Here is a 23,332-nt window from a genome sequence, read left to right as displayed (position 1 = left end):
CGGCCGGCCCCCGCCCGCCCGTACCCCGGACCACGGGCGGGCAGGCGGGCGGGCGGGCGGGCGGGCGGGCGGCGGGACCAGACCGTGGACCGGCTTGCGGCGCCGGGGGCCTGGCCGGCCGGCGCCGCTCCCGGGCGCCTGCCCCACCCCACAGAGCCCACCGGCCCCCGCAACCGCTCACTCACCCGCCTCCCCTAGTGTGACCGTATGCACACCGACCACCGCTCCTGGGACGTCCTGCTGATCGGCGGCGCCTCCGGCGTCGGCAAGAGCCGCGCCGCCGCCCGCCTCGCCGGGCGGCACGGCGCGTTCGTGGTCGAGTTCGACGACGTCGTCGCCGCCCTCCAGGCCGCCACCACCGCGGCCACCCACCCCGGGCTGCACCACTTCGCCGGCCACCACGACCCGGAGCGGACCCTGGGCGCCGACCGCGTCCTGGACCTGCAGATCGCCACCGCCCACGCCCTGGACGAGGCCCTGCTCGGCGTCGTGCGCAACCGGCTGAGCGTGGAGGTGCCCGCCGTCGTCGAGGGCGACTACCTCAGCCCCCGGGCCGCCGCCCGCGCCGCCGCCGAGGCCGCCGCGCACGGCCGGCGCCTGCGCGCGGTGTTCCTGCACGAGGGCGACCCGGAGCACATCGGCGCCAACTACGCCCACCGCGAGCCGGACTGCGGCCCCCAGCCGGCCCGCGCCGCCGTCAGCGCCCGCTACTCCCACTGGCTCGCCGCCCAGGCCCACGCCCACCGCCTGCCCGTGGTCGACTGCCTGCCGTACGAGACCCTGCCGCAGCGCCTGGCCGCCGCCCTGGCCTGAACCCGGCCCGGGCGGCGGCAGCTCCCCCGTCCTACCCGGCGGGGGCGTCCTCGATGCCGGAGACCAGCCTGGTGCCCAGGTCGCTCCGCACCGCCAGCCGGGTGCGGCCGGCATCGGGCCCGGTGCCCCAGGTCAGCGTGACCGTGGTGAACAGGTGCCCGGCGCCCGAGTCGTGGTAACGCGCCTCCCAGGCGGTCGGCACGTCCTGGGCGCGCAGCACGCCGTCGGCGTGGTTGGCCTCCTCCCAGGCCGCCAGCCGCCGGCGGAAGTCCTCGGTGAGGTAGTGGGCGCGCAGCCGGTCCGACAGGTCGTCGGTGCCGTCGGAGACGGCGTCGATGTAGGCGCCGTAGAAGTCGGCCACCCGGTCGAGCGCCGAGTCCGGGCCGCCGGCGCGCACCGCGTCTGCGGGCTGGGTCATGATGGTCCCCTCCGTTCCGTACGGGCCCGTGCGGCAGCGCGCCGCCCGGGCCCACTGGTCCGTCCACCGGGCACAGCGAACCCGGGACACCGGAGGTTTCGGGCACGAAGTTGCCAACAGGCCTGGCCCACGGGCGCGTTGGACGGGAGACGAGCGGTGCTGATCGTGGTGAGCGGCGGACCGGGCAGCGGCAAGACCACCCTGGCGCACGCCCTGGCCCGGGCCATCGGCTGCCCGGCCGTCGTCCGGGACGAGCTGAAGCAGGGCCTGCTGCACGCCGGCACCCGCACGCCCGCCCCCGACCGGGCGGTGCACGACGCGTTCTTCGCCGTGCTCGGCGTGCTGGTGGACGCCGGGGTGAGCGCGGTGGCCGAGGCCGCCTACCAGGACCGGCTCTGGCGCCCCGGCCTGGCCCCGCTGGCCGCCCGCACCGAACTGCGCGTCGTGCACTGCCGGGTGGAGGCGGCGGTGGCCCGCCACCGGATCGCCGCCCGCCTGGCCACCGACCGCCACCGCGCCGCCCACGCCGACCGCGACCTGCTCGCCGCCCCACCCGGACCGGGCAACCTGCTGGACGACTTCACCCCGCCCTCCCTGCCCGCCCCACACCTGAGCGTCGACACCACCGACGGATACGACCCGCCCCTGGCGGACGTCCTCGCCTTCACCCGCCCCTGAGCGCCCCCACCCTGCCCGCGCACCGGAACCCGACCACGGCCTCGACACCGGCCCCGCACAGGAAGTCGGCCCCACCGACCTCCCGTCCACAGCGGGCGGTTCCCGGTCGCCGGGGCCTGAGGTGACCGGCGGTTCGTCGCGGTGGGCGAGGTCGCTGTCGCGGCCGCCGGGACAGCGGCCCGCCGGGGCCGGGGAAGGCGGGGTGGTGCCCGGCCCCGGAACTCGTCCTCGCCGTGGACCGGCTCGCAGACGGCGTCGTCGCTCCTGGCGCGCCGGTCGGGCAGGCGGCAGGGCGCGCCGTCGCGGTCGGTGCGGAGCAGGGAGGTGACGCCCCGCTCGCCGTCGGGATCGACCGCCCCGCACAGGGGTCGCCGAACGCCCCAACGCCCGGATGTCCGAGGGAAGTCGGACGCCGAATCCGGGTGCGGGGCGAGGTCCCAGGGCACTGGGGCCGGGGTGCCGGCGGGTCAGGGGAAGGTGGACCAGGCCTGGTCGGTCAGGTGTGCGGCCCGGTCGATGTCGTGCTGCAGCTGCTGGGCGCCGGCGAAGCGCAGCCGTACCGTCAGGTGGGCCGAAGTGCGTTCGCACAGTTGGACGTTGGTCTTGTCCGGGCTGGCCTGCTCGCCGGTCAGGATGGGCTGGTAGAAGACCAGGCAGGAGACCTGGCCGATGGTGACGACCTCGCTGTTGGGCTTGGCCTGGCCGAGCGGGGCCGGGTCGACGTAGGGGGTGTAGGGCTTGGGGCTGGCGGCGCGGACGGCCTCCAGGACGAGGAAGTCGCGCATCCCGTCGTCGGCGTACTGGCGCACGGCGGCCGCGGCGCCGCCGTAGGCCTGGGAGAGGGTGCGGGTGCCACCGGCCTCGTCGGCGGCGGCGTTCTTGGCGAGTTTCGCGTCGGCCCCGGCGGTGAGCGGGGTGAAGCCGCCGGGCAGGTGGTCGGGGGCGTGCAGGGTTTCTCCCAGGCCGCCGAAGGCCGCGGCGGTGGCGGGGTCGTCGCCGCCGCTGCCGCTGCCGGTGAGCAGCAGGGGTATGCCGGCGAGGAGGAGGCCGGCGACCAGTCCGGCGGCCGCGGCCGCGGTTCTGCCGCGCGGGGCGTGGGCGGGCTGGTCGGGCACGGGGGCTTCCTCTCGATCGGGTTCGGCGGGCGGGCTCAGCGGGCGGGTTCAGCGGGCGGGCTCAGCGGGCGGGTTCGGCGGGCGGGTTCAGCGGGCGGGTTCAGCGGGTGAGGCCTCGCGCAGGCGCTTCTTGTCGGGCTTGCCGACGGCGGTGAGCGGGATGGCGTCGAGGAGGTGGAGGGCTTCGGGGGCGTAGATGCGGCCCTTGTGGGCGGTGACGAAGGCGCGCACCTCGTCCAGGGTCGGCCGCTGCCCGGCGGCGGGGACGACGGCGGCGTGGACGTGCTCGGCCTGCTGGTCGTCGCGCACGCCGTAGACGGCGCACTGGGCGATGGCGGGGTGGGTGAGGAGGACTTCCTCGACCTCGGTGGGGTGGACGTGGCCGCCGACGACGATGATGAGGTCCTTGAGGCGGTCGGCCAGGTAGAGGTAGCCGTCGGTGTCGAAGTAGCCGATGTCGCCGGTGTCGAGCCAGCCGTCGCGCAGGACCCGGGCGGTGAGGTCGGGGCGCTTCCAGTAGCCGGCCATGATCGTCGCCGAGCGGACGTGGATCCCGCCCTGTCCGCCGGCGGGCAGCACGGTGCCGTCGGCGGCGCGGATCTGCACCTCGACGCCGGGCAGGGGGCGGCCCACCGAGATCTGGCCGCCGTGACCGGTGCGGTCGTGCTCGTGCGGGCCCAGGATCGCGATGTTCTGGGCCTCGGACATGCCGTAGCCGCTGACCAGGACGGGCCCGAAGACCTTGAGGGCCTCGCGGATGCGGCTCGGGGAGGAGGCGCAGCCGCCGTAGGAGACGCGGCGCAGGCTGGACAGGTCGGTGTCGGCGAGGGCGGGGTGGTCGAGCAGCCGGTAGAGCAGCGGGGGCAGCACCCACAGGTCGGTGATGCGTTCGCGTTCGATGGCGGCGAGGACGTCGCCGGGGTCGAAGGAGCGCTGGAGGACGACGGATCCGCCGTGGTGGAGGGTCAGGTCGCTGAGGAGGCCGGCGAGGTGGGCGAGGGAGGTGGCGGCGAGGAAGCGGGCCTGCTCGCCGTCGGGGCGGGCGTCGCCGAAGGGGATGTCGAAGACGCTGCGGTAGGGGCCGTGGAGGCTGAGGATGCCCTTGGGGATGCCGGTGGTGCCGCCGGTGTGGCGGATGCCGAGGTCGTCGCCGGGGCCGATGGGGACGGCGGGTTCCGCGGCGGGGCGGGTGGCGGAGGCAGCGATGACGTCCTCGCCGATGGTGCCGTCGGTGCCGGTTCCGTCGGGGCCGGTTCCGTCGGGGCCGGTTCCGTCGGGGCCGGTTCCGTCGGGGCCGGTTCCGTCGGGGCCGGGGCCCAGGGTGAGGACGGCGGGGACGTCGATCAGCGGCAGCAACGCGGGTGCGTCGGCGTGGCGTTCGGCGTCGACGAGGAGCACGGTGGTGTCGACGCTGGCGACGATCTCGGCCAGGACCGGGGCGCTCATCCCGTCGTAGAGGGTGACCACCCGGGCGCCGGCCAGGCCCGCGGCGTAGCGGGCGCTGAGGGCCTGGGCGGTGTTGCCGGTGAGCAGGGTGACGGTCGAGCCGCGGGTGATGCCGCGGGCGAGCAGCTCGTGGGCGAGGCGGTAGGTGGCGGCGGCGAAGTCGCCGGCGGTGATCTCGGCCCGGTCGGCGGTGGTGATGGCACGCCGGTGCGGCTCTCGGGTGAGGGAGCGCAGGATCAGGGCGGGGGCGCTGACGAACTCCCGGTCGGACATGGCCACTTCCTCACTGTCGGGGGCACCCGTGCCCCCACCCTAGCGCTGCCCCCACCGGCCCGAGTGGTGCTCGCCGGCCGGAAACCCGGTGCGGGCGAGGGGGCGGCTTCGGCACACTGTCCGGATGATCGCCGACCACTGGCCGCTGATGGGCCTGCGCGTCACCACGCCGCGCCTGGAGCTGCGCCTGCCCACCGAGGACGAGCTCTGCGCGGTCGCGGACCTCGCCGCGCGCGGTGTCCACCCGCCGGGCGAACGCCCCTTCCTCACCCCGTGGGGCGAACTGCCGCCCGCCGAACGGGCCCGGCACGTGCTGCAGATGCACTGGCGGCGGCTGGGGCGCTGGACGGCGCGGCACTGGGCGCTGGACCTGGTGGCCTTCCACCGGGGGAGCCCGGTGGGCGTGCAGGACATGCGGGCGCAGGAGTTCGCCGTACGGCGGGAGATCGCCTCCGGCTCGTGGATCGGCCTGGAGCACCAGGGCCGGGGTCTGGGCACCGAGATGCGCGCCGCGATGCTCCATCTCGCGTTCGCGGAGCTGGGCGCGGTCTCGGCGACCTCGGTGTCCTTCGCCGACAACCACTCCTCCCTCGCGGTCTCCCGCAAGCTCGGCTACCGCCCCGACGGCATCGACCGCGACACCCTGGACGGCCGGGTCGTGGAGTCCCGGCGCCTGCGCCTGTCCCGCGCCGACTGGCCGGGCCCGCCCGTCCCGGTGACGGTCACCGGCCTGACCCCCGCCTGCCGCGACCTCTTCGCCGCCCCGGCGGCGTAGCCGGCCGGGACCTCAGCCCAACGCCCGCGTGCAGGAAGTCGGCCCGGTCACTTCCTGCACCCCGAGGGGCGGGGCGCCAGAGCAGGCCACTGCCCGCGCGCCCGGGCCAACTGCCGGCCGCCGCATCAAAAGTCGACCGGGCCGACTTCCCGCGCCTCGGCAGGCGGGGCGCCAGAGCAGGCGACTCCCCGCGCTCGGGCCGACTCCCGCCGCACCGGAAGTCGAACCAGCCGACTTCCGGTGCGCAGGCGGCACACGCGAGCCCGCCACGGCACAACCCCGAACCCGCCGACGCCCCACAGCCCACGCCGACCGCGCCCCGCACCGAGAGTCGGCGGGAGCGACTTCCGGTGCGGGAGCGCAGGTCAGCGGGCCTGCGGCAGGGCGGTCAGGGCGGTCAGGGCGGTCAGGGCCTGGGGCAGGGTGGTGAGGTCGTGGAGGACGTGGATGCCGTCGGTGGGTGGGGTGCCGGTGGCGGCGCGGTCGAGCCAGAAGGCGTGCAGGCCTGCGTCGCGGGCGCCTTCGGCGTCGTGGGTGTACTTGTCGCCGACGTAGGCGACTTCGTGCGGGGGCAGGCCCAGGGCGGTGCAGCCGGCGTGGAAGATGCTGGGGGCCGGTTTGGCCTCGCCGTGCTGGCCGGAGCAGATGAGGACGTCGCCGATGTGGTCGAGCAGGCCGATGGTGCGCAGTTTGCGGCGCTGGTGGTCGGTGTCGGAGTTGGAGACGATGCCGAGCCGGTAGTGGGGGGCGAGGGCGAGGAGGGTCGGCTCGGCGTCGGGGAAGGCGCTCCAGGCGGCGTCGCGGTGGGCGGCGTAGCCGGCGAACCAGGCGGCGGCCTGGTCGTCGGTGAGGTCTTCGGCGCCGTCCTGGCCGAGTTCGGCGAGGAACTGGCGGGTGCGCGCGTACTGCTGGCCCTGCAGGGTGAGTTCCCGGGCGAGGTAGCGGGCGTACTGGTACTCCATGACGGAGCGCCACAGGGTGAGTGCGGCCTGCGGGGTGGGGAAGCGGTCGAGCAGGCCGACGTCCCGCAGGTGGGCGAGGATGCCCTCCTCCTCCGAGCGCGTGTAGTCGAACAAGGTGTCGTCGACGTCGAAGAGCACGCCCCTGATCGGCATGGACCGTCCTTCCCGGTGATCGCTGTGGTGTCCTGCGGTACGGACCCTACGCGTCGGCGGCGCGGGCGCCGGCGGCGAGGCGGTCGGCGAGGGCGGTGACGAGGGCGCGCAGTTCCTCGGGGCGTTCGATGGCGAACGGGCGGTCGAGTGCGGCCAGGACCGGGGGCAGCCAGTCGAGCCGCTGCGCCCGCAGGTCGACGCGCAGCCAGCCCCCGCCGCCCGAGCCGCCCGGATCACCCGGGCTGTCCGGATCACCCGGGCTGTCCGTCTCTTTGGGGCCGTCCGGGTCCGTGGCGGGTGGCAGTTCCCGCAACTCGGCGACGGATGCGGGCAGATGGGCGCGGACGTGTGCGGCGTCGGCCCGGATGCGCAGGGTGACGTGGTGGCGGTAGTCGGCGGTGGCGAAGCCCGTCAGGACGCGCTGGGCGGGGTCGGGGCCGGCGGGTTCGTCGAAGGTGCCGGGCAGGGTGCGGGCGTCGGTGACGCGGTCGAGCCGCAGGGTGCGGTCCTGGTCGAGGCGGGTGTCGCGGCCGGTGAGGTACCAGCGGCCGCGGTGGGCGACGATGCCGTGGGCGTGCAGGGTGCGTTCGCTGGGGCGGCCTTCGCGGTCGGTGTAGCGCAGGGCGAGCGGGCGGCGGTGGCGTACCGCGTCGGCGACCGTGAGCAGCAGGGCGGCGTCGGGGGTCTCGGGTTCGCCGGGCGCCTCGCCGGGCGCCTCGCCGGGCGCCTCGCCGGGCGGGTCGGTGAAGGCGAGGGCGTCCTGGAGGGCGTCGAGCCGGTGGGCGAGGTGGCGGGGCAGGACGCGCCGGATCTTCGCCGTCGCGGTCTCGTTGGCGGTGCGCTGGATGGTGGTGAGTGCGGTGCGGCGGCCGGCGAGCAGGCCCAGGAGTACGGCCAGTGCCTCGTCGTCGCCGAGCATGAGCGGGGGCAGGCGGTAGCCGGGGGCCAGGCGGTAGCCGCCGTAGCGGCCGCGCACCGATTCCACGGGCACGTCGAGTTCGGCGAGTTGCTGCGCGTAGCGCCGTACGGTGCGGCCCTGGACGCCGAGCCGGTCGGCGAGTTCGGCGACGGTGCGGGTGCCGCCGCACTGCAGGAGTTCCAGGAGGGTCAGCACGCGGGCGGTGGGTCGGGGCACGGGGAGAAACCTACTTCCGATAGGGGACCGGTTCTGTCCCCTATCGCTCCTAGTGTGCGGGGCACAGGGGCTTCGGCGCTTCGCGTCGGCCCCTGGCTTCGGCTCTTCAACTACGGCTTACTACGGTCTGGGAGATTCCATGGACTTCGTCTCGATCCGCGTCATCACCGGCGACGTCGCGCGCCTCGTCGGCTTCTACGAGCGGGCCACGGGGGCGCGGGCGGTGTGGGCCACCGAGGAGTTCGCCGAGCTCAGGACGGCGGGGGCGAGCCTGGCGATCGCCGGCGCCGCCACGGTCGCGCTGTTCGCCCCGGGGTCGGCCCGGGCGGCGGACAACCGCAGTGTGATCACCGAGTTCCTGGTCGCCGACGTGGACCGGCTGGCCGAGGACCTGGCGGGCGTGGCCGCCGAGGTCGTCGCCGGGCCCGCCACGATGCCGTGGGGCAACCGGTCGCTGCTGGTGCGCGACCCGGACGGCAACCTCGTCAACTTCTTCACGCCCGTCACCCCGGAGGCCGTCGCGAAGTACGCGCGCTGAGTCCTCGGGGCGTTCAGGGGGTCGGGACGGGTGCCGGGAGGGCGACGGCGAGGAGGGCGTCCAGCAGGCCGGGGAAGCGGGCGTCCAGGTCGGTGCGGCGCAGGCTGACGAAGCGGTTGCGGCCGGCGACGCGGGTGGTGGTGACGCCGGCCTCGCGCAGGACCCGCATGTGGTGGGAGACGGTCGACTTGTGGAGGTGGTCCAGGCCCAGGTCGCGGGGGGAGCAGGAGTGTTCGGCGCCGTCGGCGTAGCTGAGCAGCAGGCGCATGCGCACGGGGTCGCCGAGGGCGTGCAGGACGGTGACGAGGTCGATGTCGGCGGTGGGGGGCTGGGGAAGCCGTTCGTCGTCGGTCATGGGGTCGGCTCCGGTCCTCGGGTCCCGTGGGGGACGGCCAGCGGCGGGGATGGTTTGACAATCATCCACCAATCCCCGATTGTTTGGCGAGCATCAAACCGTTGCATGTTCGTCCAACAATTACTCCGGGGGGCTTCTCCGTGCCCGTACGCCTGCTCCTGCTCGCCCTCGGCACCTTCGCCATGGGCACCGACTCGATGGTGGTGGCCGGCATCCTCGGCCCGGTCTCCGACGACCTGGGCGTGTCGGTGGGCGCCGCCGGCCAGCTGGTCACCGTCTTCGCCCTCGGCTACGCCCTGCTCGCCCCGCCCCTGGCCGCCGCCACCGCCCGCTGGCCGCGCCGGCGCCTGCTGCTGACCGCGCTCACCGTCTTCAGCGCCGCCAACGCCCTCAGCGCCCTCGCCCCCAGCTACGAACTGCTGCTCGCCACCCGGGTGCTGGCCGCCGCCGGCGCCGCCCTCTACACCCCCACCGCCAACGCCGTCGCCACCGCCCTGGTCGCCCCCGAACGGCGCGGCCGGGCCCTGGCCACCGTGCTCGGCGGCATGACGCTCGCCACCGCGCTGGGCGTGCCGCTGGGCACCTGGGTCGGACGCACCGACTGGCGGCTGACGATGTGGCTGGTCACCGCGCTCGGCCTGGCCGCGCTCGCCGGACTCGCCACCCTGCTGCGCGACCTGCCCGCCCCCGCCGCCGCCCCCACCCTCGCCGCCCGCCTCGCCCCGCTGGGCCGGCGCCGGGTACTGGGCGCCGCCGCCACCACGCTCGCCTTCTTCCTGGCCTTCCAGAGCGTCTACATCTACCTCGCCACCGCCGTCCACGGCGCCACCGGCGGCGACGCCGACAAGCTCAGCCTCGTCCTGCTCACCACCGGCGTGATGTCGGTGGCCGGCAGCTGGCTGGGCGGACGCCTGGTCGACCGCACCGGGGTGCGCACCGTCCTGCTGGCCGGCTCCGCCGTCGCCGCGTGCGCCTTCGCCGCCCTGCCCTGGCTGGGGCGCGGCATGCCGGGGGCACTGGCGTACGCGGCGGTGGTGCCGCTGGCGGGCTGGGCGGTGTCGGTCGCGCTGCCGCACCGGCTGGCCTCGCTCGATGCGGCGAACGCGCCGCTGCTGATCTCCCTCAACAGCAGCGCCCTCTACCTCGGTACGGCGGGCGGCGGTGTCGCGGGCTCGGCGGCCATCGCCCTGCTGGGCACCCGCTGGTTCCCCCTCGCCGCGGCGGCCCTGGCCCTGGTGGCCTGCGCCACGGCTGCGGCCACCACCCGCGACCGGCGCGCTCCCGCCCGGGCGGGGGCGGCCGCTCCCGCCCGGACCTGAGCGCCGGCGCCGGCCCCCGAGCCGCTCCCCCGGACCTGCCGTCCCGGCCCCTGACCCCGGCCCCGGGCCCGAGGGACGGGGGGCGGGGGGCGGGGCCTGGGGTCCAAGGTCCGGGGTCCAAGGTCCGGGGCCCAAGGTCCGGGGTCCGGGGTCCGGGGTCCGGGGCCCGAGGCTAGGCCCTGTCCGGCGGATCTTGTGACTGTCCAACGATCCGATCGTTGCTCTGGTCGTGGGGCGGGGAGATCTGACCAGGGACGAGTGGATGCGGCTCGAGCCGCATCTGCCGAAATCCGGTAGTCGCGGCGGGCGTTGGTGCGACCACCGGCAGGTGATCAACGGGATCCTGTTCCGGGTCCGCACGGGAGTGCCCTGGCGTGATCTGCCGGAGCGGTTCGGGAGCTGGAAGACCGTTTACGAGCGCCATCGGCGCTGGTCCGCAGACGGGACCTGGGACAGGATCCTTCAGGCCGTGCTGGCCGACGCCGACGCCCAGGGGCGGGTGGACTGGAGCATGGTCAGCGTCGACTCGACCTCATGCCGAGCTCACCAGCACGCAGCCGGAGCTCCGCACAGAGCACCGCGGATCCCGAAAAAAGATCAACGCCTCGGCAGCACCGCCCCGACGAGGGACTCGGGCGCTCCCGGGGCGGTCTGACGAGCAAAATCCATCTTGCCGGGGAAGGCGGCTGCCGGCCGCTGGCTCTGCTGATCACGCCGGGCCAATGGGGTGACAGCTCCCAGCTGATCCCCGTTCTGGAACGCGTTCGGGTCAAGCGCCTCGGCGGCGGCCGTCCGCGCACCCGGCCTGACCACCTGGGCGGCGACAAGGCGTACAGCTCCCGCCGCAATCGTCGCTACCTGCGCAGACGCCAGATCAAGCACACCATTCCGGAGCCCAAGGACCAGCGGGCCAACCGCCAACGTCGAGGCAGTCAGGGTGGTCGGCCGGTGGGCTTCGACAAGGAGATGTACAGGCGCCGCAATGAAGTCGAGCGCACGATCAATCGCCTGAAGCACTTCCGTGCCATTGCGACGCGCTTCGACAAACGGGCCTACGTCTTCCACGGGACGGTCAGCGTTGCGTCGATCCGGCTCCGGCTCCGTCGGTAGATCAAGTATCCCAAGATCCGGACGTGCCTGTCACCGCCCTCCGGGAGGAGATTTTGTCGCGATTTGCACACCTAAGGTTGCGGATGACCAGCGAGAACTTCGATCTGACTTGGAGTCGGGATGGCATCTGACATTGCCGCAGTGGCTGCGGAGCTCAACATGATGGTTGCGGCAGATCACCAGGCCGCGCGCAATGCGAACAGCGAAGACCCGGCGGAGCAGTTGGCCTGGCGGCGCTTGACCGCGCAGCATGCGGACCGTCTCAGCGAGATCATGGACGCGCACGGATGGCCGACCGCGGAGCTGGTCGGTGAGGACGCGGCCCGGGCCGCGTGGCTGATCGCGCAGCACGCCGACCGGCAGCTCGACGTTCAGCGGCGCGCGCTGCGGCTGATGGAGCAGGCGATGGCCGACGGCGCTGCCAGCCGGCGAGATCTTGCCTTCCTGCGGGATCGCACCCTTGTGAACGAAGGGAGGAAGCAGATCTACGGCACGCAGATCGCCGGCGTGAAGGACGGCGCGCCGATCCCGTGGCCCTGCGAGGAACCCGAGCGCATGGACGAGCGCCGTGCAGAGGTGGGAATCCCGCCGTTCGCCGAGTACATCGCTCAGTTCTCCACCGCCTGATTCACCCCGGCATCCGGCGGATCACGCTCGCGCCTGATCCGCCGGACAGACCCTAGGGGTCCAAGGTCCAAGGCCCGGGGTCCGGGGTCCGGGGCTAGGGGTCCAAGGTCCGGGGGCCTGGGGCTAGGGGTCCAAGGTCCGGGGGCCTGGGGCCGGGGTCCGGGGCCGGACGGGCGTGCGCGTCAGGCGCCGAGGACGTCGCCGACCAGGGCGCGGGCCTCCTGCTGGACCCGGGCCAGGTGGTCGGCGCCCAGGAAGGACTCGGCGTAGATCTTGTACACGTCCTCGGTGCCCGAGGGCCGGGCGGCGAACCAGGCGCTGTCGGTGCAGACCTTCAGGCCGCCGATGGCCGCCCCGTTGCCGGGGGCGTGCGAGAGCACCGAGGTGATCTTCTCGCCGGCGAGCTGCCCGGCGGTGACCTGCTCGGGGGCCAGGCGGGCCAGACGGGCCTTCTGCTCCCGGTCGGCGGGCGCGTCGACGCGGGCATAGGCGGGAGCGCCGTGACGCTCGGTCAGTTCGCGGTAGCGGGCGCTGGGAGTGGCACCGGTGACGGCGGTGATCTCGGCGGCGAGCAGGGCCAGCAGGATGCCGTCCTTGTCGGTGGTCCACACCCCGCCGTCACGGCGCAGGAAGGAGGCACCGGCGCTCTCCTCGCCGCCGAAGGCGATCGAGCCCTCCAGCAGGCCGTCGACGAACCACTTGAAACCGACCGGGACCTCCACCAGGGCGCGGCCCAGGCCCGCGGCGACGCGGTCGAGCATCGAGGAGGAGACCAGGGTCTTGCCGACGGCGGCGTCCGCGGGCCAGTCGGCCCGGTGGCGGTAGAGGTAGTCGACAGCCACCGCCAGGTAGTGGTTGGGGTTCATCAGGCCGCCGTCGGGGGTGACGATGCCGTGCCGGTCGGCGTCCGCGTCGTTGCCGGTGGCGATGGCGTACTCGTCCTTGCGGCCGATGAGGGAGGCCATCGCGGCCGGGGAGGAGCAGTCCATGCGGATCTTGCCGTCCCAGTCCAGCGTCATGAACCGCCACGTCGGGTCGGTGACCGGGTTGACCACGGTCAGGTCCAGGCGGTGGGTCTCGGCGATACGCCCCCAGTAGGCCACCGAGGCGCCGCCCAGCGGGTCGGCGCCGATGCGCAGGCCCGCCGAGCGCACCGCGTCCAGGTCCAGCACCGAGGGCAGGTCCTCGACGTAGGCGCCCAGGAAGTCGTGGCGCCCGGTGGTGGCCGCGGCCAGCGCCCGCGCGTACGGGACCTTCTTGACCCCGCGCAGGCCCTCGCGGATCAGCTCGTTGGCGCGGTCCTGGATCCAGCCGGTGGCCTGGGAACCGGCCGGACCGCCGCTGGGCGGGTTGTACTTGAAACCGCCGTCGCGCGGCGGGTTGTGCGAGGGGGTGACCACGATGCCGTCGGCCAGCGCCCGGGGACTGCGCCGGTTGTGGGCCAGGATCGCGTGCGAGAGCGCCGGGGTGGGGGTGTAGCCGTCGGCGGCGTCGATCAGCACCTGCACACCGTTGGCCGCCAGCACCTCCAGGGCCGTGGCCTTGGCCGGCTCGGACAGGGCGTGGGTGTCCGCGCCCAGGAACAGCGGGCCCGCGACGCCCTGTTCGGCCCGGTACTCGCAGATCGCCTGCGTGGTCGCCGCGATGTGGTCCTCGTTGAACGCCGCGTCCAAGGAGGAGCCCCGGTGCCCGGAGGTCCCGAACGCGACCCGCTGCGCCACCTCCTGCGGATCCGGGCGCAGCGCGTAGTAGGCCGTCACCAGCCGTGCCACGTCCACCAGGTCCCCGGGCTGCGCCGGCTGCCCGGCCCGTGCGTGTGCCATCCGTCTTCTCCCGCCGAAATCCACGAAACCCGCGTTACGTCCTCGCCCCGCGCTCACCGATCGTAGCCAGAACGCGACCGTGCCCCGAACCGCGCGGGGGCGTTCGGGGCACGTGGGGCGGCTCGGGCCGGACGGGGCCCCCGGGTTCGGCCGGGCGGGCCGGGTTCAGCCGGGCCGGGTTCAGGCCGGCGGGTTCAGGTCGGCGGGGCCGCCGGGTTCAGGCGGGCAGCTGCTGGCGGTAGCCGTCCAGTGCGGGGGCGGTGACGGTGGCCAGGAACTCCGTCACCCGGTACTCGGTCAGGCCCCGTCGCACGAACGGGTCGGTGGCCACCAGCGCCTCGATCGCGGCGCGGTCCTGCCCCGCCGCCAGGATCACCCCGCCGTCGCGCGGCACCTTGCGCCCGGAGGCCAGGAAGGTGCCCGCCGCGTAGTGGCCGTCGAGCCACCGCACGTGCTCCGCCAGCGCCTCGTCGATCCGCTCCATCGGGGCGGTGTACGTCAACTCCAGTACGAACATGCCGTCAGGCTAGCCGCCCGGGCCGAACGGCAGGGCGCCGGGGCCGCGGGGCTCACCGGGCGGACGGGGCTCACCGCCAGGCGGGGCTCACCGCCAGGCCCACCAGGTCGAGGGCGCCACGGCGGTGTAGCCCAGCGACTCGTACAGCGGCCGGCCCAGCTTCGAGGCGGTGAGGGTGAGCGGCAGGTGTGCCAGGGCGGTGAGGGAGCCGAGCATGACGGCCCGGCCCACGCCGCGCGAGCGGAAGTCCGGGGAGGTGGCGACCCAGTAGTGGCTGCCGACGCCCTCGTGGACGACGCTGACGCAGGCTCCGGCGGGCACGCCCTCACGCGTGGCGAGGAAGACGTCCACGCCCGGCTGCCCGATCAGCGTCATCGGGAACAGCTCACCGGGGCGGTGGGGTTGGAAGCCGGTCAGCTCGAAGCCCTCGATCACGACCCGCTCGGCCGCCCGGAGGTCCTCGGGGCGCCGTACCCGGATCACGCCGGGCGCCGGTTCGCCTTCCGGCCCGAGGGGCGCGGGCGGGCGCAGCATGACGGGCATCTGCCAGTTGCGCAGGCCCAGGTGGCTCAGGTCGGTGGCGCTGAAGGGGTCCTCGGCGTTGACCGGGCCCGGGGCGCGGCGGGCCAGGGCGCTCAGTTCGGCGAGTTCGTCCGGGTCGAGACCGGGTTCCTGGATCAGGATCCGCAGGCCGGCGCGCTCGTCGCCGTCGACGGCGACGAATCCGCGGCGCCGGATCACCTCGTGGCCGCGGCTTCGGCCGGTGGCGGCCCAGAAGGCGGCGGAGTTGCGGGCCTGGAGCGTCAGCGCCCGGGCCGGGGAGGCGTTCTGGTCGGTCGCGGTGGGTGCGGCGGTGGGTGCGGTGGTCATGGTGCCTACGGTAGTGCCGAATTGGCCCGTTGCCTGGGCCAATTCCGGTACGGGCGCGCTGGGCCACCTTCGGGGCACGGGTGGGACGCGGATGTGCGGAGCGGTGGGGTGTGGTGGGCGAGGGCGGATTCGAACCGCCACAGCCGCAGCGGGGGCTTTACAGGCCCTTGGGCTCTCCAGTGCCCAGCTCGCCCGGGGGTGCGTCGGCGCCCTTGCCCGCGGGCGCGGGCAGGACGGGACGCTCAGCGCGCCGGGTGATAGCCGAACGCGCGCGGGTGGGGGCGATGGCGATTGCCGCTGGTGGCCATCGGCACGCTCCCCTCTCTCCCCGCACCGCGTCGCTCTGCGCTACGTCGGTGTGTTCCGCGGCCCAGCCTGCCGTGCGGGGATCCTGGGGCGCAACTGGATTTCCGGCCCCGGCCCCGGGAGGGTGCCGACCCCGATCCTGCCAGGTCAGGCAAGGGTTGCGGTAGGACGCAGCACACTCTTTTTCCGTCTTGCCGCCGCCCCCGCGCACCGCGCACACTCGTGCGACACCCCACTCCCCCTCCGCGGCCCACGTGCCGCCGCCCGCTTGCCCGGGCGGCCGGTGCGCGGTCCGGCGCGCCCTGGCGTGCCCTGGCGCGGTGTGGGGGGTGGGGTGCCGGAAGACGCGATGACGAAGGGGGACACGGCGGATGAACGTGCACACGGACCTGGTGCTGGCGGCGCGGGTGCGGCTGATGGGCCACAACGAGCGGATCCTGGAGGGCGAGGAGGGGCTGCGGGTCTACCGGATCCTGTTCGCCGCCACCCCGCACGTCTACGCCTACAAACTCGCCTACGTGCTGCGGGACTTGAGCGAGGTCAGCCTGCGGGCGGCCCGGATGCCGGGGGCCCGGCAGGCGCTGCTGGCGGAGGCGCGGGCCGCGTCCGCCCGCATCCCCGCGGACGCGCCCGCCCACCAGCGGCGGATGTGGGAGTACTCGGTGGCCGAGCTCAGGGACATCGAGCGCCGGCTGGGCCAGGCGAGCCGGTGACGGGCCGTCCGCACGAGGACCTGGTGCCGGCGGCGCGGACGCGGCTGCCGGGCTCCAACCGGTGGGCCCTGGACGGGCAGGAGGGCCTGCGGGCGCACCGGACGCTGTTCGCCGTCACCCCGCACGTCCACGCCTTCAAGCCCACCCGGGTCCTACCGGAGCTCAGCCGCGAACCGCGGCCGGCCGGCGTGCCCGGGGCGCTGCGGGAGGCGGTGGAGGCGGTGGAGGCGGTGGAGGCGGCGGCGCACATCCCCCCGGACGGGCCCCGCCACCAGGGCCGGTACGGGCAGTTCGCGCTGAACGCGCTGCGGCGGCTGGACGAACAGGAGCAACAACCAGCGCAGGAGCCACCCCGGGGGGCGTGCGGCGCGGTAGGCGGCCGCGGGACGGTCGCGGCACAACGATCCCCCTTATGGACGACCGATCGGAGCGACCCTGTGACGAGCAGGTCAGGCCTGTCCCGCCGCGCCCTGATCGCCGGCGACGGCGACGGCGACGGCGACGGCGACGGCCGGAACACCGCCGCCCGCCCGCGCCCGGGCCGCCGAGCCGGGCGCGGACGTCGCCGAACTGCCCGCCCCGGAGGGCGGCGTGACCCTTACGGCCGAGGGCCTGGAACGCTTCCGCAGCGACTTCGGGCACCCGGTCAGCGCCGCTCCCCGGTCAGCGCCGCTCCCCACGCGGTGCTGCGCCCCGGCTCGGTGCGCGACGTGCAGCGGACGGCGGCACCGACAAGCTCCAGGCCGTGAACATCCCCCTGCTCGTCGACGCCGGCGCCGAGCACACCGACCTCCTGCCCTTCGACGCCCCTCCGCGCCCCGGCAGGGCCAGCCGACCGGCCCGTGCCGTCCACGCCGTTCGCGCGACGGTACGGCGCGCACGAGCAGCGGGAAGGGCCCGGCCGGTACGGCCGGGCCCTTCCCGCCCCCGCTCCGGGCCGGGCGCCAGGCGCCTGGCGCCCGGCCCGGGGTCAGTCCCCGGGCTCAGGCCCCGGGCTCAGGCCCCGGGCTCAGGCCCCGGGCTCAGGTCCCGGGCTCAGGTCCCGGGCTCAGGTCCCGGGCTCAGGCGTCGGCGCAGATGACGAACACGCTGATGCCCACGCTGTTCTCGCCGGGCTGGTGGCCGACGCCGATCCAGCCCCTGCCGTCGTCGCTCGGGAAGCTGCCGTTGAGGACCGAGTTGTTGCCCCTCGCCTCCGCGCCGCCGCCCAGGGCCCGCTTCCCGTTCGGGCAGTTGACGGTGCGGCGCTGGAAGTTGCCCACGTTGGCGTTGTCCAGCCTGACGAGCTGGTAGCCGGCGATGGCCCGGGCGGAGGCGGGCTGCGCGTCCTGCCGCGCGTCGGCGGTGTCGGCCTGCGCCGTCCAGCCCACGCCGGCCGCCAGGGCCATCGTGATCGCACAGGCCCCGAGGACGAGCTTGCTTCGCGTCATCTGCGTCGACTCCTTGACGGATGCGGCGAACCCCGCCAGTGGGGTGTCGCTCCGAACCGATCATCGACCGGGCGAGGGCGGGGAGTTGAGCCCGCAGGGCCCAAACCGCACCTTCGATGGAATGCGAAGCATCCGCCCCGGGAACGGGCGCCCCCTACCTCAGTCGGGGCGCTGGCCGTGCAGGAGGAGGGCAGGGCGCGGCCGGTGAGGGCCTCGGCGACGCGGGCGGCCTGGGAGGGGGCCATGTACCGGGGGAGTTCGCGCACGGACACGAAGCGGGCGCCGGGCAGGCGGCTGCGCTTGCGCCGGGGGGACGGCGAGAGGGGGTGGTGCCGCGCACGGTGGCGCCGTCGAAGACCGGGCTGAAGCGCTCCAGGTAGCGGTCGGACGGGGTGCAGTCGAGGGCGACGGCCTGGGTCAGGCGCAGGATGATGCCGGTCCGGGCGTGCAGGTGGCGGGCGGCGGCGCGGTGCGGGGGCTCGTTCACCCTGCGGAACCGGGCGAAGTCCCCGCATCAAGGTCGCCGAGGTCCACGCCCACACAGCGAACGCCCGCAAGGACTTCCACCACAAGCTGTCCCACCAGTTGACGCGCGAGAACTGTGAGACCCAGAGGGTGCTGTCCCGGGCTGCGGCTTGACCCGCCTCGCCAAGTCCGTCCACGACGCCGGACGGGGACGGTTCCTCACCATGCCGGAGTACAAAGCCAGCAGGTACGGACGCCTGCCGATCAAGGTGGACCGGGGATTCCCGTCCTCCCGGCTCCGCGCGGACTGCGGACACCGAGACGGCCCCAAGCCCCTCAACACCCGCGAGTAGACCTGTACCAACTGCGGCACCCACCACGACCGCGACATATGCGCGGCCCGCGACATCACCTATGAGGGACGCCGCCGGGCGTCCCTGCACCGGAGACCGGCGGACACGTCGGCCCTCACCGGGCAACCGGTGCGGGTAAACGCCCGCGGAGCGCCGTAAGACCACCGGTCGGGAACCGGAGACAGGAACGCACCCCCTGCGCGAGAGGGAGGAACCAGGAAGCCACCGAGACGACCACGCGCAGCGTGGTAGGAGTCTCCGTTCTTTTGGGCGGAGAGCAGGTCAAGACTCACCCCTGCTGCACCTGCAACACGGCGGGGAGAACGGCATGTTCGACCGCTTCGCCGAGCACACCGAGGAAGTCCGGTCCCGGGGCCGCGACATCTGCCCCGTCCCGGCCCGCGCGCAGGAAGTCGGCGGGGCCGACTTCCCACTCCACCGCCCGTCCAAGGAGCAGCCATCATGAACCCCGGCTCCCGTGCCGCCTGGCGCAAGAGCTCGTACAGCGGGCAGGGCGGCGAGTGCATCGAGGTCGTGGAGGGCTTCACCGGTGTCATGCCCGTCCGCGACTCCAGGACCCGGGCGGCCCCGCGCTCGTCTTCGCCGCCGCCTGGCGGTCCTTCGTCACCGCCGTCCCGCACCGGCGAGTTCGGCACCCGCCGACCCGGTGTTGAGCCCCGCCGCCCGGCCCCCGGGGCGGCGGGGGCGGCTTCGCCCCTCATCCGGGCTCAACTCCCCATCCGGGCACAGGAAGCCGGATGAGCCGGGGCGGGCAGGGCCGGCCGGCTCATGGTGAACCTCCTTGGCCGGTACCCCCGTTGAGCGGGTCAGGACGCAGCGCGCGTCCCGATCGCCCGAAGGAGAGTCATGCGTACCAGGACCCGCACCATCCGGGCCGGCGGCCTGCTGCTCGCCACCACCGGTCTTCTCGGCCTCACCGGCGTCACCGCCGCGCACGCGTCCGTACCCGGGGGCGGGGTGGGTCAGGCCCAGCAGGGCGGCAACTTCGTCCTGTGCTCGGGCGGCACCTACTCCTCCTACGCCGTGTTCACCCAGCGCAACTCCGCGACGCACGAGGTCCCGCGCGGTGGCTGCACGTCCCTGTCGCTGAGCGGCATCGGCAACGAGCAGGTCGTGCTGTACGGCATCCGGCCCGACGGCAGCACGTTCAAGATCGCCACGGACACCTTCGACGACGCCGACGGCGAGCGGATCCGCACGCTCGGCACCCCGGACGACAACGACTGGACCACGTTCTAGCACCCGTCCCCAGAGCGCTGCCTGACGTCGCGTCATCCCACCGGCGCGAGACAGGTTCGGCGGGTGGAACGGCCGCCGGGCCCCGGGGGCGGTCGGCGCGAGCGCGCCGCACTCGACCACCGGGGCCCCGCCCCCGCCCCGCCCCCGCCCCGGCCCCGGCCCCGGCCCCGGCCAGGCGCAACGTCTCGTCCGCGCGCACGAAGCTCGGCAAAATATCGCTCCCACCAGTGCGGGATCTACACTGTGGCGGCGCAGGCCGCCCCTGTGTCCACGTCGCGTCACGACACCGTGATCACCGCATGGCCCGCGTGCGCCGCATCAGTGCTCACCGGCACTCGGCGCCCCGGCGCCCGGCGCGTTGCCGATACCGCTGTGAATGAGGAGGCCGTCCCATGGAGCCAGTCACGTTGATCACCGGCGGTTCGAGCGGGATCGGTGCGGCCACCGCCCGTGCCCTGCTCAAGCAAGGCCACCGAGTGGCCGTCACCGGCCGCGACGCCGACCGGCTCGCCGCGTTCGCCGCCTCCACCGCGGCGCGGGAGCGGCTGCTGACCATCAGCGGCGATGCCGGTGACGAGAGCCATGTCGCCTCCGCGGTGAGTCAGGTCACGGGCCTGTGGGGCCGGTTGGACACCGTGGTCGCCAACGCCGGCTTCTCCCTGCCCGGCACCCTGGAGGACCACGACCCGCGGTCCATGCGTGCCATGATCCTCACCAACGTCCTCGGCCCGGCCCTGCTGGTGCGCGAGACGCTGCCGCACCTGAGGACGTCCAAAGGCCGGATCGTGATCGTCGGTTCGGTCGCGGGCACCAGGAACACGCCCGGCAGCCTCTACTCCGTCACCAAGTGGGCCGCGCACGCCCTGGCCGAGAACGTCCGGCTCCTGGCGACCAAGGACGGCGTGGGCGTCACCCTCGTCGCCCCGGGGGTCGTGGACACCCCGTTCTGGGACGAGCGCGGCGGAAGCCCCCAAGCCGCACCCACGCTGAACGCCGAAAAGATCGCCGAGGCGATCCTCTTCACCGTCAACCAACCCGCAGGCGTGGACGTCAACCACCTCGTCGTGCGGCCCACCGGCCAGATCGGCTGATCTCACCACCCAGATCGGCTGATCTCACCACCCGGGCGCAAGCCCCCGCACCGGACGTCGGCCCCGCCGACGTCCGGTGCGGGGCACCACCCCCGCCTCCCCAGGCACGGGCACGGCGCGGGCGCAGCGTCCGGCACGGCGCGGGCGCGGGCACGGCGCGGGCACGGGCACAGCGCGGGCACGGGCACGGCGTCCGGCACGGCGCGGGCACGGCGTCCGGCACGGCGCGGGCACGGCGCGGCGTCCGGCGCGGCGTCCGGCGCGGGCACGGCGCGGCGTCCGGCGCGGCGTCCGGCGCGGGCACGGCGCGGCGTCCGGCGCGGCGTCCGGCGCGGGCGGCCTGAACGGGGGCCCGGGCGGGGGCTGTTGCCGCTGTCGCTGTCGTCACTGCCGTTGCCGGTGCTTCCGCGCTGCGCCGTTACCGGTGTTCCGGGCGGGGTACGGCGGGCGCTCCCCCGCGCGGGCGGAGGCCGTCCGTCACCGCGCGTTCTCGGGCCGTCGGGCGGGGCCGTGGCGCCCTCGGGGCCGCACCGGGTGCGTAGTTCGTGTCGCGGAGGTGGTGCGTCGGGCGTGGCAGGGCCCCGTCCCGTAGTAGCGTCGGGCGTGAAGTCGCGTGTGGTACGCGGCGGTTGACACGGTGTTCGACACAGGGACGGGGGCCAGGCTTGGGAAGGGGTGGTGGGTGTGGGACGGGCACGCGTTGCGACGCGGATGATCGTGCACCCCGGTGTGGAGGACGTGAACGTCCAGCAGGTACTGGAGGCCCTCGCCGACCCGGCGAGGCGCTCGGTGGTGCGCACCCTGGCACACTCGGGCGGTGACCTGAGCTGCGGCTCCTTCGACCTGCCGGTCGGGCGCTCCACCTCCAGCCACCACTTCTCGGTACTGCGCGCGGCCGGGGTGCTGCGCCAGTACTACGTGGGCACCACGAAGATGAACACGCTGCGCGCCGACGAACTGGAGGAACGGTTCCCCGGACTGCTGTCGGCCGTGGTCGCGGCCGCCGACGCCGAAGCCCGCGACGCCGCCCCCGTCCCCTGACACCCCTCCACACCCGGCCACCCCCTTGCCCGCCCCCGGCCCACCCCCGACCCCCCCGCTGCTGCCCGCAGGGCCGGGGCAGCGATGGGCGGCGATGGGCGGCGATGGGCGGCGATGGGCGCCGGGGGCGGGCGTAGGGTGGTCGCCCATGATCGACGACGACGGCCGGGAGTGGGCCGGCACACACCGGTGGGTGGAGGACGCCCTGGCACCCGGCGAGCGGATCGCGCGGGCCCGGGAACTGCGGGGCGGGTGGACCTCGCGGATGCTCCGCCTGGACATCGCACCCCACCCCGGCGGCGCACCCCGCCCCGGCGGAGGCAGCCGAGGCGATACCGGCAGCGCGGGCGGCGACGCGGGCGGCGACGCGGGCGGCTACGCGGGCGGCGACGCGCTGGTGCTGCGTTCCTTCGTCAAACCGTTCTACCTGCGCCACGCGCCGGGGCTGCTGGAGCGCGAGGCCGGGGTGCTGGAGCTGCTGGCCGACACCGGCGTCCCGGCAGCCCGGCTGCGCGCGGTGGACGCCCGGGGCGAGCGGTGCGAGTACCCGTCACTACTGATGAGCCACCTGCCCGGGCGGGTACGGCTCGAGGAGGACGGCGAGGTGACGCGCCGGATAGCGCTGCTCGCACGGCAGTTGGCCGCCGTCCACGCCCTGGCCGTACCCGAGGAGCTGCGCCCGCGGGCCTGGCAGGCGTGGACCTCCCCCGAGCGGGTACGGATCCCGGCCGCCACCACGCGGGCCGGGCTGTGGGAGCGGGCGGTGCGGGTGATCGGCCGAACAGCGCCCGAGCACCGGGCCTGCTTCCTGCACCGCGACTTCCACCCCGGCAACGTGCTGTTCACCGGCGAGGGCGCCTCGCTGGCCGTCAGCGGCGTCGTCGACTGGGTGGAGACCTCCTGGGGCCCGGCCGACCTGGACGTCGCCCACTGCTCCACCGCCCTGGCCCTGCTGCACGGCGTACCGGCGGGCATGGCCTTCGCCGACGCCTACCGGCAGGCCGGCGGCACCCTGACCGCCACCGGCCCCGACCACCTGTACTGGCGGCTGCTGGACGCCCTGGCCTTCGCCCCGGACGCCGAGAAGGTCGCCGTGCCCTGGCACGATCTGGGCCGCACCGACCTGAACGCGCCACTGCTGACCCACCGCCTGGAGGACTACCTCCAAGCCCTGTTCGAGCGCTACACCTAGCCGGCCCACCACCAACGGCAGCCTCCGGACACGACCACCCCGCCAGCCCCCGGAAACAGCCGGGCAGAACCGGCACAACCCGACAGGCACAACCCGACAGCCACAACCCGACAGGCACAGCCCAGGCGGACGCGGCCCGACAGCCACAACCCGACAGGCACAGCCCAGGCGGACGCGGCCAGGCAGGCACGGAGAGGGAGGGTCCGATGGCGGTGGAGATCGCCCTCGAGACGCACGCCACGACCACCGACAACGAGACGGGCACCACCACCGGCCACCTGCCCTGGCCCCCGGGCCCACTGGGCCGGCACCAGGGCGCCGAACCGGGCGAGCACCAGCGCGGCGAGGCACCGGCGGCGGCGTCCCGCTCCGACCCGCACCGGGCGGCGACCACCACCCGCATCACCTCCCCCGACAGACACCCAACGCCGCACCAGGACGCGCACCTACACGAACGCGACTACGCCCCCCAACCGCACCCCCGCCCACCTGGCCGCCACCCTGCGCCCCACCACGCCGACCCGCCCCACCCCGGCGGGCAGAGCCACCCCAGG

The 23,332-nt window shown here is 74.8% G+C and carries 25 protein-coding genes and 1 tRNA gene; 15 read left to right on the top strand and 11 right to left on the bottom strand.

The window, feature by feature from the left end; translation table 11 throughout:
- Window positions 1-207 precede the first annotated feature (207 nt).
- Entirely contained in the window at window positions 208-813 is a 606-nt protein-coding gene (locus ACZ7BZ_RS36320) for an AAA family ATPase (RefSeq protein WP_470362086.1), read from the top strand.
- Between the two features lie 31 nt (window positions 814-844).
- On the opposite strand, the gene ACZ7BZ_RS36315 is transcribed toward ACZ7BZ_RS36320, so the two are convergent.
- Window positions 845-1,231, bottom strand: a complete 387-nt coding sequence (locus ACZ7BZ_RS36315) for a hypothetical protein (RefSeq protein ID WP_470362085.1) — start codon at window positions 1,229-1,231, stop codon at window positions 845-847.
- Window positions 1,232-1,387: 156 nt separating this feature from the next.
- Between ACZ7BZ_RS36315 and ACZ7BZ_RS36310 the strand changes: the two genes are divergently transcribed.
- Window positions 1,388-1,909: a P-loop nucleotide/nucleoside kinase family protein gene (locus ACZ7BZ_RS36310; RefSeq protein ID WP_470362084.1), complete on the top strand. Its 522-nt coding sequence runs from the start codon at window positions 1,388-1,390 to the stop codon at window positions 1,907-1,909.
- Window positions 1,910-2,376: 467 nt separating this feature from the next.
- Here ACZ7BZ_RS36310 and ACZ7BZ_RS36305 read toward each other — a convergent pair whose 3' ends face one another.
- Both ACZ7BZ_RS36305 and ACZ7BZ_RS36300 read right to left on the bottom strand, forming a co-directional pair.
- Window positions 2,377-3,024: a hypothetical protein gene (locus tag ACZ7BZ_RS36305; protein ID WP_470362083.1), complete on the bottom strand. Its 648-nt coding sequence runs from the start codon at window positions 3,022-3,024 to the stop codon at window positions 2,377-2,379.
- Window positions 3,025-3,111: 87 nt separating this feature from the next.
- Window positions 3,112-4,743, bottom strand: a complete 1,632-nt coding sequence (locus tag ACZ7BZ_RS36300) for an AMP-binding protein (protein ID WP_470362082.1) — start codon at window positions 4,741-4,743, stop codon at window positions 3,112-3,114.
- A 124-nt stretch (window positions 4,744-4,867) separates the two neighbouring features.
- Here ACZ7BZ_RS36300 and ACZ7BZ_RS36295 point away from each other — a divergent pair, with 124 nt between their 5' ends.
- Entirely contained in the window at window positions 4,868-5,518 is a 651-nt protein-coding gene (locus tag ACZ7BZ_RS36295) for a GNAT family N-acetyltransferase (protein WP_470362081.1), read from the top strand.
- A 365-nt stretch (window positions 5,519-5,883) separates the two neighbouring features.
- Here ACZ7BZ_RS36295 and ACZ7BZ_RS36290 read toward each other — a convergent pair whose 3' ends face one another.
- A complete protein-coding gene (locus ACZ7BZ_RS36290; protein ID WP_470362080.1) occupies window positions 5,884-6,633 on the bottom strand; it encodes an HAD family hydrolase in 750 nt (249 codons plus the stop codon).
- 46 nt (window positions 6,634-6,679) lie between these two features.
- Window positions 6,680-7,768 (bottom strand): helix-turn-helix transcriptional regulator, encoded by a 1,089-nt coding sequence (locus ACZ7BZ_RS36285; RefSeq protein ID WP_470362079.1) that lies wholly within the window; start codon window positions 7,766-7,768, stop codon window positions 6,680-6,682.
- 139 nt (window positions 7,769-7,907) lie between these two features.
- Between ACZ7BZ_RS36285 and ACZ7BZ_RS36280 the strand changes: the two genes are divergently transcribed.
- The gene (locus ACZ7BZ_RS36280; protein WP_470362078.1) at window positions 7,908-8,306 is read left to right on the top strand and encodes a VOC family protein; all 399 of its coding nucleotides are present in this window, start codon (window positions 7,908-7,910) and stop codon (window positions 8,304-8,306) included.
- Window positions 8,307-8,319: 13 nt separating this feature from the next.
- On the opposite strand, the gene ACZ7BZ_RS36275 is transcribed toward ACZ7BZ_RS36280, so the two are convergent.
- On the bottom strand, window positions 8,320-8,661 hold the full coding sequence (locus ACZ7BZ_RS36275) for an ArsR/SmtB family transcription factor (RefSeq protein WP_470362077.1): 342 nt from the start codon (window positions 8,659-8,661) through the stop codon (window positions 8,320-8,322).
- 140 nt (window positions 8,662-8,801) lie between these two features.
- On the opposite strand from ACZ7BZ_RS36275, the gene ACZ7BZ_RS36270 reads away from it, so the two are divergent.
- From ACZ7BZ_RS36270 to ACZ7BZ_RS36260, 3 genes are all read left to right on the top strand, one after another.
- The gene (locus ACZ7BZ_RS36270; protein ID WP_470362076.1) at window positions 8,802-9,980 is read left to right on the top strand and encodes an MFS transporter; all 1,179 of its coding nucleotides are present in this window, start codon (window positions 8,802-8,804) and stop codon (window positions 9,978-9,980) included.
- 229 nt (window positions 9,981-10,209) lie between these two features.
- A protein-coding gene (locus ACZ7BZ_RS36265) for an IS5 family transposase (RefSeq protein WP_470362075.1) occupies window positions 10,210-11,090 on the top strand; the annotation gives its coding sequence in 2 pieces (ribosomal slippage) (window positions 10,210-10,570 and window positions 10,570-11,090; 882 coding nt in all).
- A gap of 120 nt (window positions 11,091-11,210) precedes the next feature.
- Window positions 11,211-11,717 carry a DUF6624 domain-containing protein gene (locus tag ACZ7BZ_RS36260; RefSeq protein ID WP_470362074.1) on the top strand — a complete coding sequence of 169 codons (507 nt, stop codon included), beginning with the start codon at window positions 11,211-11,213 and terminating at the stop codon, window positions 11,715-11,717.
- Between the two features lie 182 nt (window positions 11,718-11,899).
- Here ACZ7BZ_RS36260 and pgm read toward each other — a convergent pair whose 3' ends face one another.
- The 4 genes from pgm to ACZ7BZ_RS36240 form a co-directional block, all read right to left on the bottom strand.
- On the bottom strand, window positions 11,900-13,540 hold the full coding sequence (gene pgm / locus ACZ7BZ_RS36255) for a phosphoglucomutase (alpha-D-glucose-1,6-bisphosphate-dependent) (protein ID WP_470362073.1): 1,641 nt from the start codon (window positions 13,538-13,540) through the stop codon (window positions 11,900-11,902).
- A 217-nt stretch (window positions 13,541-13,757) separates the two neighbouring features.
- Complete coding sequence (locus ACZ7BZ_RS36250) at window positions 13,758-14,057, bottom strand: YciI family protein (RefSeq protein WP_380463353.1); 300 nt, start codon at window positions 14,055-14,057, stop codon at window positions 13,758-13,760.
- A gap of 87 nt (window positions 14,058-14,144) precedes the next feature.
- Window positions 14,145-14,927, bottom strand: coding sequence for a GNAT family N-acetyltransferase (locus ACZ7BZ_RS36245; RefSeq protein ID WP_470362072.1), 783 nt, complete (start codon window positions 14,925-14,927; stop codon window positions 14,145-14,147).
- Window positions 14,928-15,038: 111 nt separating this feature from the next.
- Window positions 15,039-15,121, bottom strand: a tRNA-Tyr gene (locus ACZ7BZ_RS36240).
- A gap of 483 nt (window positions 15,122-15,604) precedes the next feature.
- Here ACZ7BZ_RS36240 and ACZ7BZ_RS36235 point away from each other — a divergent pair.
- Window positions 15,605-15,946 carry a hypothetical protein gene (locus ACZ7BZ_RS36235; protein WP_470362071.1) on the top strand — a complete coding sequence of 114 codons (342 nt, stop codon included), beginning with the start codon at window positions 15,605-15,607 and terminating at the stop codon, window positions 15,944-15,946.
- A gap of 1,061 nt (window positions 15,947-17,007) precedes the next feature.
- Here the strand turns inward: ACZ7BZ_RS36235 and ACZ7BZ_RS36230 are convergent.
- The gene (locus tag ACZ7BZ_RS36230; protein ID WP_380463209.1) at window positions 17,008-17,376 is read right to left on the bottom strand and encodes a hypothetical protein; all 369 of its coding nucleotides are present in this window, start codon (window positions 17,374-17,376) and stop codon (window positions 17,008-17,010) included.
- Between the two features lie 1,146 nt (window positions 17,377-18,522).
- On the opposite strand from ACZ7BZ_RS36230, the gene ACZ7BZ_RS36225 reads away from it, so the two are divergent.
- The 7 genes from ACZ7BZ_RS36225 to ACZ7BZ_RS36195 form a co-directional block, all read left to right on the top strand.
- Window positions 18,523-18,660 (top strand): hypothetical protein, encoded by a 138-nt coding sequence (locus ACZ7BZ_RS36225; protein ID WP_470362070.1) that lies wholly within the window; start codon window positions 18,523-18,525, stop codon window positions 18,658-18,660.
- Window positions 18,657-18,956 (top strand): DUF397 domain-containing protein, encoded by a 300-nt coding sequence (locus tag ACZ7BZ_RS36220; RefSeq protein ID WP_470362069.1) that lies wholly within the window; start codon window positions 18,657-18,659, stop codon window positions 18,954-18,956. Before ACZ7BZ_RS36225 ends, ACZ7BZ_RS36220 begins: the two co-directional genes overlap by 4 nt.
- 105 nt (window positions 18,957-19,061) lie before the next feature.
- A complete protein-coding gene (locus ACZ7BZ_RS36215) occupies window positions 19,062-19,454 on the top strand; it encodes a hypothetical protein (protein WP_470362068.1) in 393 nt (130 codons plus the stop codon).
- Window positions 19,455-19,846: 392 nt separating this feature from the next.
- A complete protein-coding gene (locus tag ACZ7BZ_RS36210; protein WP_470362067.1) occupies window positions 19,847-20,545 on the top strand; it encodes an SDR family oxidoreductase in 699 nt (232 codons plus the stop codon).
- Between the two features lie 729 nt (window positions 20,546-21,274).
- Entirely contained in the window at window positions 21,275-21,586 is a 312-nt protein-coding gene (locus tag ACZ7BZ_RS36205) for an ArsR/SmtB family transcription factor (protein ID WP_470362066.1), read from the top strand.
- Between the two features lie 94 nt (window positions 21,587-21,680).
- Window positions 21,681-22,778: a phosphotransferase family protein gene (locus ACZ7BZ_RS36200; RefSeq protein ID WP_470362065.1), complete on the top strand. Its 1,098-nt coding sequence runs from the start codon at window positions 21,681-21,683 to the stop codon at window positions 22,776-22,778.
- A 206-nt stretch (window positions 22,779-22,984) separates the two neighbouring features.
- Window positions 22,985-23,332: histidine phosphatase family protein (locus ACZ7BZ_RS36195; protein ID WP_470362064.1), on the top strand; the 348-nt coding region annotated here is incomplete at its 3' end.

It is taken from the genome of Kitasatospora sp. NPDC036934, from assembly GCF_055608425.1.
This window is presented reverse-complemented; position numbering and strand designations above follow the sequence as displayed.